The organism is Aeromicrobium alkaliterrae (genome assembly GCF_039529015.1).
GTDB classification, from domain to species: domain Bacteria; phylum Actinomycetota; class Actinomycetes; order Propionibacteriales; family Nocardioidaceae; genus Aeromicrobium; species Aeromicrobium alkaliterrae.
On record NZ_BAAAME010000003.1, the window covers coordinates 18199 to 24727 of the forward strand.

General features: G+C 69.0%; 6 protein-coding genes. 2 read left to right on the forward strand and 4 right to left on the reverse strand.

Annotated features, from left to right (window positions below; translation table 11 throughout):
- Positions 1–16 precede the first annotated feature (16 nt).
- Entirely contained in the window at positions 17–1600 is a 1584-nt protein-coding gene (locus tag ABD127_RS07620; protein ID WP_344199522.1) for a DHA2 family efflux MFS transporter permease subunit, read from the reverse strand.
- The gene (locus ABD127_RS07625) at positions 1597–2064 is read right to left on the reverse strand and encodes a MarR family winged helix-turn-helix transcriptional regulator (protein ID WP_344199525.1); all 468 of its coding nucleotides are present in this window, start codon (positions 2062–2064) and stop codon (positions 1597–1599) included. The genes ABD127_RS07620 and ABD127_RS07625 overlap by 4 nt, the downstream gene beginning before the upstream one ends.
- A gap of 172 nt (positions 2065–2236) precedes the next feature.
- Here ABD127_RS07625 and typA point away from each other — a divergent pair, with 172 nt between their 5' ends.
- Positions 2237–4114, forward strand: a complete 1878-nt coding sequence (gene typA / locus ABD127_RS07630; RefSeq protein ID WP_344199528.1) for a translational GTPase TypA — start codon at positions 2237–2239, stop codon at positions 4112–4114.
- Between the two features lie 91 nt (positions 4115–4205).
- On the opposite strand, the gene ABD127_RS07635 is transcribed toward typA, so the two are convergent.
- The gene (locus tag ABD127_RS07635) at positions 4206–4997 is read right to left on the reverse strand and encodes a hypothetical protein (RefSeq protein WP_344199530.1); all 792 of its coding nucleotides are present in this window, start codon (positions 4995–4997) and stop codon (positions 4206–4208) included.
- Between the two features lie 326 nt (positions 4998–5323).
- Positions 5324–5953 (reverse strand): TetR/AcrR family transcriptional regulator, encoded by a 630-nt coding sequence (locus ABD127_RS07640; protein WP_344199532.1) that lies wholly within the window; start codon positions 5951–5953, stop codon positions 5324–5326.
- Positions 5954–6122: 169 nt separating this feature from the next.
- Between ABD127_RS07640 and ABD127_RS07645 the strand changes: the two genes are divergently transcribed.
- Positions 6123–6529 (forward strand): SDR family NAD(P)-dependent oxidoreductase (locus ABD127_RS07645; protein WP_344199534.1); only part of this gene is annotated, 407 nt, incomplete at its 3' end.

The following is a 6529-nucleotide window of genomic DNA, read 5'->3' on the forward strand; positions in this document are numbered from 1 at the left end:
GATCGGTGCAGCAGGATCAGTGCATCATGATCGGCGCTGCGCCGGCGTCCTCGTCGTCGAGGAGCGCCGACTCCTCCCGCTTGCGCGGCAGGAAGAGCGCCGGGACGACCGCGACGAGCACCAGGACCAGCGCGACCATGAAGGTCGAGGAGAACGCGTCGGCCGCGAACGCCAGACCTCGCTGGATCAGGTCGCCGGGCAGGCCCAGCTGCTCGATCAGACCCGGCTGCATCTGCGTCGCGATCGCGGCTCCCGCCTCGGTGAGCGGCTCGCCGTTCTGGTCGACAGCGCCCGGGATCGCCTGCGACGCCTGGATGCTGTTGGTCAGGATGACCGACATGACGGCTGCGCCGACCGAGCTGCCGACCTGCTGGGTGATGTTGAGCAGCGTCGAGCCGCGGGCCACCTCGTGGTGGGTCAGCGACTTCAGCGCCGACGTCATGATCGGCATCATCGTGCCGCCCATGCCCAGGCCCATCACGAACAGCGCGCTGCCAGTGATCCAGTAGGACGTGTCCGCGGAGAGCATCGTGAACGGGACGAAGCCGGCCGCGATCAGCAGCATGAAGAACGGCACGGTGCGACCCACGGGGATCTTGTCGGCCATCGTGCCGGCGATCGGCATCATGATCATCGCGCCGATGCCCTGCGGGGCGATCAGCAGACCGGCCATCAGCGTGGTCTCGCCGCGCACCTGCAGGAAGTAGCTCGGGAAGAGCAGGCCGGCACCCATGAACGCGACGATGAAGACGAACATCGCGATCGTCGCGACCGTCAGTCGACGGTTCTTGAACAGGCGCAGGTCGATCAGCGGGTGCGCCGGGCGGAACGCGTGGAACACGAACGCCGTGATCAGCAGGATGCCGATCGTGGCCGAGACCCACACGCGCGGGCCGAGGTGCACGCCGTTGCCGCCCTCGGCGATCGACGAGACACCGAACAGGAACGCCGCGAGACCGGGCGAGAGCAGCAGCATGCCGACCAGGTCGAACGACTCCGAGGCCGTCTCGGTGTCCTTCGGCAGGACCCGCCACGCGTAGACGATCGCGATCAGGCCGATCGGCAGGTTGATCATGAAGATCCAGTGCCAGCTGAACTGGTCGATGAGCCAGCCGCCGAGGATCGGGCCGCTGATCGGGCCGAGCAGCATCGGGATGCCGAGCACGGCCATGAGGCGACCGATGCGCTCCGGGCCCGCGGCCCGGGTCATGATCGTCATGCCCAGCGGCATCAGCATGCCGCCGCCGAGACCCTGCAGCACGCGGAACGCGATGAGCATCTCGATCGAGTCGGCCATGGCGCACAGCACCGAGCCGGCGGTGAACAGCACCAGGGCGGCGATGTAGAGCCGCTTCGTGCCGAAGCGGTCGGCCGCCCAGCCCGTGAGCGGGATGACCGTGGCGAGGGCCAGCGTGTAGCCGGTCATGGTCCAGGCGACGGTCGCGAGGGTCGTGTCGAAGACGTTCGCGAACGTCGGCAGCGCGACGCTGACGACCGTGATGTCGAGGATCGACATGATGGCGCCGAGGACGACGACACCGGCGACCTTCAGCACCGCGCCGTCGAGCTTGTCAGGCGCTGCGGGTGCAGATGCACTCATGCAGTGACTTCCTTCGGAGTTGATCGCAGGTGGTCGCCTGCGAGGATCGGGTCGAGTGCCTCGGAGAGCCGGGCACACAGGTCTGAGGGGATCTGGTCGACGACGTCGCGCAGCGCCTGGGCCTTCTGCGCGCCGTGGGCGTCAGCGAGCTCCATCCCGCGCGGGGCGAGCTTGACGAGCTTGACGCGACGGTCGAGCTCGCTCTCACGCCGCTCGAGGATCGAGAGCTTCACCAGGCGGTCGACGACGCGGCCCTGGGCGGCCACCGTGAGCCCGACCTGCTCGGCGATCGCCGAGATGGGGAGCGGTTCGGGGGCGCACGCCAGGAGGAAGACGGTCTTGGCCTGGTTCAGGGTCAGGTCGAGATCGGCGATGACGTCGTCAGGCCGGGAGTGCATGAGGCCCATGACCCGCTGCATGAATTCCTGCAGCTGGTCGTAGAGCACGACGGACGAGGTGGACACGAGAAGAAATGCTAACCGATCGGCAACCTTTGCAGAACGGCAGTCGATGTGATCTGGCTCGCACGCCCCGCGATTTCGGGCCCTGCGCCCTCGCCAGTAGAATCTTGCGCGGCGCGCCGTCGCCCTCGTTCACGCCGCACTGGCGTCCCCTTCTGAAGACTCGGATCTCTGCATGCCCACTCGTTCTGATCTGCGCAACGTCGCGATCGTCGCCCACGTCGACCACGGCAAGACCACCCTGGTCGACGCCATGCTCCAGCAGCAGGGCGACTTCGACGAGCACCACCAGCTGACCGAGCGCGCCATGGACTCCGGCGACCTCGAGCGCGAGAAGGGCATCACGATCCTCGCGAAGAACACCGCGGTCCGCTACAACGGCCCCGGCGCCCCCGAGGGCGGCGTGACGATCAACATCATCGACACCCCGGGCCACGCCGACTTCGGCGGCGAGGTCGAGCGCGGCCTGTCGATGGTCGACGCGGTCGTGCTGCTCGTCGACGCCTCCGAGGGCCCGCTGCCGCAGACCCGCTTCGTGCTGCGCAAGGCGCTCGCCGCGAAGATGCCGGTCATCCTGGTCGTCAACAAGGTCGACCGTCCCGACTCGCGCATCGCCGAGGTCGTCGACGAGACCTACGAGCTGTTCCTGGACCTGCTGCCCGAGGACGCCGGCGACGACGCGCTCGACTTCCCCGTCGTCTACGCCTCGGCCAAGGCCGGCCGCGCCTCGACGACGCAGCCCGCCGACGGCGGCCTGCCGGAGAACGAGAACCTGATCCCGCTGTTCCAGACGATCATGGACGCCGTCCCGGCCCCCGAGTACACCGAGGGCGCGCCGCTGCAGGCGCACGTCACGAACCTCGACTCCTCGCCGTTCCTCGGCCGCCTCGCGCTCGTGCGCGTCAAGGAGGGCGAGCTCAAGAAGGGTCAGCAGGTCGCGTGGATCAAGCGCGACGGCACGATCGAGCGCACCAAGATCACCGAGCTCCTCGTGACCGAGGCGCTCGAGCGCAAGCCCGGCGAGAAGGCCGGCCCCGGCGACATCGTGGCCATCGCGGGCATGGCGACGATCAACATCGGCGAGACGCTGGCCGACCCGGAGAACCCGATCGCGCTGCCGCTGATCCACGTCGACGAGCCCGCCATCTCGATGACGATCGGCACGAACACCTCGCCCCTCGCGGGTCGCGAGAAGGGCACGAAGGTCACGGCGCGCCTCGTGAAGGACCGCCTGGAGTCGGAGCTGATCGGCAACGTCTCGATCAAGGTGCTCCCGACCGAGCGTCCGGACGCGTGGGAGGTCCACGGTCGTGGCGAGCTCGCGCTGGCCATCCTGGTCGAGCAGATGCGCCGCGAGGGCTACGAGCTCACGGTCGGCAAGCCGCAGGTCGTCACCCGCGAGGTCGACGGCAAGATCCACGAGCCCGTCGAGCGCCTGACGATCGACGCGCCCGAGGAGTACCTCGGCGCGATCACGCAGCTGCTCGCGGTGCGCCGCGGCCGCATGGAGCAGATGATCAACCACGGCACCGGCTGGGTCCGCATGGAGTTCCTCGTCCCGGCGCGTGGCCTGATCGGCTTCCGCACCGAGTTCCTGACCGACACGCGCGGCACGGGCATCGCCCACCACGTGTTCGAGAGCTACGAGCCGTGGGCCGGCGAGATCTCCACGCGTCCGTCGGGCTCGCTCGTCGCCGATCGCGCGGGTGCGGTGACGTCGTTCGCGATGACCAACCTGCAGGAGCGCGGCACGCTGTTCGTCGAGCCCACCACCGAGGTGTACGAGGGCATGATCGTCGGCGAGAACTCGCGTGACGACGACATGGACGTCAACATCACCAAGGAGAAGGCGCAGACCAACATCCGGTCGGCGACGTCGGACAACTTCGAGAAGGTCATCCCGCCGAAGAAGCTCTCGCTGGAGCAGTCGCTCGAGTTCTGCCGCGAGGACGAGTGCGTCGAGCTCACGCCCACGCACGTGCGCATCCGCAAGGTCGTGCTGAACCAGTCCGAGCGCGCCCGCGCCGCGAAGGCCCGCCGCTCCGGGCGGTGAGCTCTCCCGCCCCTGGGCGGTGAGTTAGCGTCCATTTCGTCGCTGCGGCGGTGAGTTAGCGTCCTATTCTTCGCATGAGAAGGACGCTAGGTCACCGCCGCAGTGGCGTCTTCGCGGGGATGCGGCGGTAAAGGCTGCGGAAGTGCGGGCCGAAGTCGGGTGCCGGGCCGTCGTAGCCGCCGGCGACGAGCTCCGCGTGGACCTTCGTCACGACCGCGATGACGTTGCGCATCTGCTCCTTCGTCACCTGCAGGTAGCGCAGGTCGGTCGTCCGGACGAGGGCGTAGCGGTCGATGTCGATCAGGTACTGCCGGCGGTCGGTCTGGTGGTGGCCACCTTCGTACTCGGCGATGAGCTTCCAGATCAGCCACGCGAGGTCCGCGATGATCGTGCGGCCGTCGATCGTGATCTCGACGTTGAGGTCGGGCTTCGGCAGGCCCGCGAAGACGACCGCGGCGCGGAACGCTGACTCCTCGGTCGACCACGAGCGGGCGTCGAGGTACGGCGCGATCCAGACCGCTTGGGCCGACCCGGCGCGCCAGTCGTCGTGGCGGGCGAGCTCGACCAGGCCGGCGAGGGTCATGTGGCCCTCGCGCAGGAGCCAGTCGCCGACGATGATCGCGTCGAGCACGATCGCGTCGACGCAGTACGCGAGGTAGGCGGCGGTGGGGGTGACCGCGTGGTCGTCGGCGAACGGGATGCGCTCGGTGCGGTGGAGCATGATGCCGTCGGTCGCGATGTGGTGGTCGCGGGCCACGACGAAGTGCAGCGGACGATCCGGGCCGTGGTCGAGGCCCAGCTGCTGGATGCGGGTGATGCCGGTCAGGCGAGCGTCGGGCGGGAGGGTCAGGACGGCCGCGAGAATCCAGTCGCTGCGGGTCATCACGTGATCGACGTGTACCCACACCCGCGGGAAGAGACGGCGAAATCGCCGACCGCGGAGCATCTTCTCGGACACTCCGGCTGCCGCGGCTTCAGCCGAGGTGAAGGGACGGCTGAGAAAGACCGTCGGAATCGGGCGCATGACCCCATCGCAGCCCCTGGTCCCGTCCCGGTCCACGCGCGATCGTCCACTTGTGGACGAACCGCCCCTGTGGATGCGGGCGGTGACCTAGCGTCCGTCCGCCCGCACTAGACAGACGCCATCTCACCGCCCGTCGGCAGGAACGGACGCCAACTCACCGCCCGTCGGCAGGAACGGACGCTAACTCACCGCCCGGGGGTGAGGAGGAGGGGGAGGGTCGTGGCGACGCGGGCGGTGAGGTTGGCTCGGGCGGCGGTGGGGTCGGAGGCGCTGGCGATGACGGCCTGCTCGAAGAGGCCGTCGACGAGGGCGTACGCCGTGGGGGCGTCCACGGCGAGCGCCCGGCCCGCGAGCTCGGCGTAGCGCGACAGCACGCGCCAGGTCATCTGCTCGAGCAGCCCGTCCACGTGCACGACGTCCTCGCGCAGCGCGGGCTCGAACACGCTCTGCGCCCGCACGTCGTACCAGAGGCGGTGCAGGCCGGCGTCCTCCACGAGCGTCGTCCCCATCGTCGCGAGGAACCCGTCGGCGAGCTCGGCGGGCGTCGTCGCCGCGTCGACCACGGCGTCGTAGCGCCGCGAGCACGCGGTCTTGTAGTGCCGCACGCAGAACGTGATCAGGTCGGTCTTGTCGCTGAAGTAGTAGTGCACGACGCCGTGGCTGAACTCGGAGTTCTGCGCGATCTCGCGCAGGCTGGAGCGCGCGTAGCCCATCTCGCCAAGCGTCTTGAACGCCGACTCGGCCAGCTCCAGACGACGACGATCGGCCTTGCCCGGCGGCACGGTCGCGCCGTCCTCGAGTGCGGTGACTGCCATGACTGCCTCCTTCGACGCCCCAGCCTAGACCGACCCGACGGTTTCGGTCGTCGATCTTGACAACTGTCCAGAAAACTCTTGACAAGTGTCAAGATGTTACGGGAACGTGACGTGCATCACTCACCTCGCCGGAGGGTCCGACTCCCCCGGCGGCGACGAAGGAGAACCGATGACCGTATTCGACCTGACCGGGCGCACCGCGCTCGTCACGGGAGGCGCACAAGGCCTCGGACTCGGCATGGCCACGGCGCTCGCCGCGGCCGGCGCCCGCGTCGTGATCGGCGACGTCCAGACCGACGTCGGCCGCGCTGCCGCCGACGCCCTCGGCGACGGCCACGGCTTCGTCGAGCTCGACGTCACGAGCGAGGCCGCCTGGGAGAACGCCGTCGCCCAGACCGTCAGTCGGCTCGGCGGCCTCGACATCCTCGTGAACAACGCGGGGATCGAGATCACGAGCCTGCTGACCGACGTCCAGGCCGACGACATCCGCCGCATGCTCGAGGTCAACGTCCTCGGCACGACCCTCGGCATCAAGCACGGCCTCGGCGCGATGCGGCCGGGCGGTGCGGCCGGCAA

Bases quoted from the DNA above. Each gene is read 5' to 3' on its own strand.
- ABD127_RS07620 (WP_344199522.1), bottom strand. From the start codon at position 1,600: ATGAGTGCATCTGCACCCGCAGCGCCTGACAAGCTCGACGGCGCGGTG.
- typA (WP_344199528.1), top strand. From the start codon at position 2,237: ATGCCCACTCGTTCTGATCTGCGCAACGTCGCGATCGTCGCCCACGTC.
- ABD127_RS07635 (WP_344199530.1), bottom strand. From the start codon at position 4,997: ATGACCCGCAGCGACTGGATTCTCGCGGCCGTCCTGACCCTCCCGCCC.
- ABD127_RS07640 (WP_344199532.1), bottom strand. From the start codon at position 5,953: ATGGCAGTCACCGCACTCGAGGACGGCGCGACCGTGCCGCCGGGCAAG.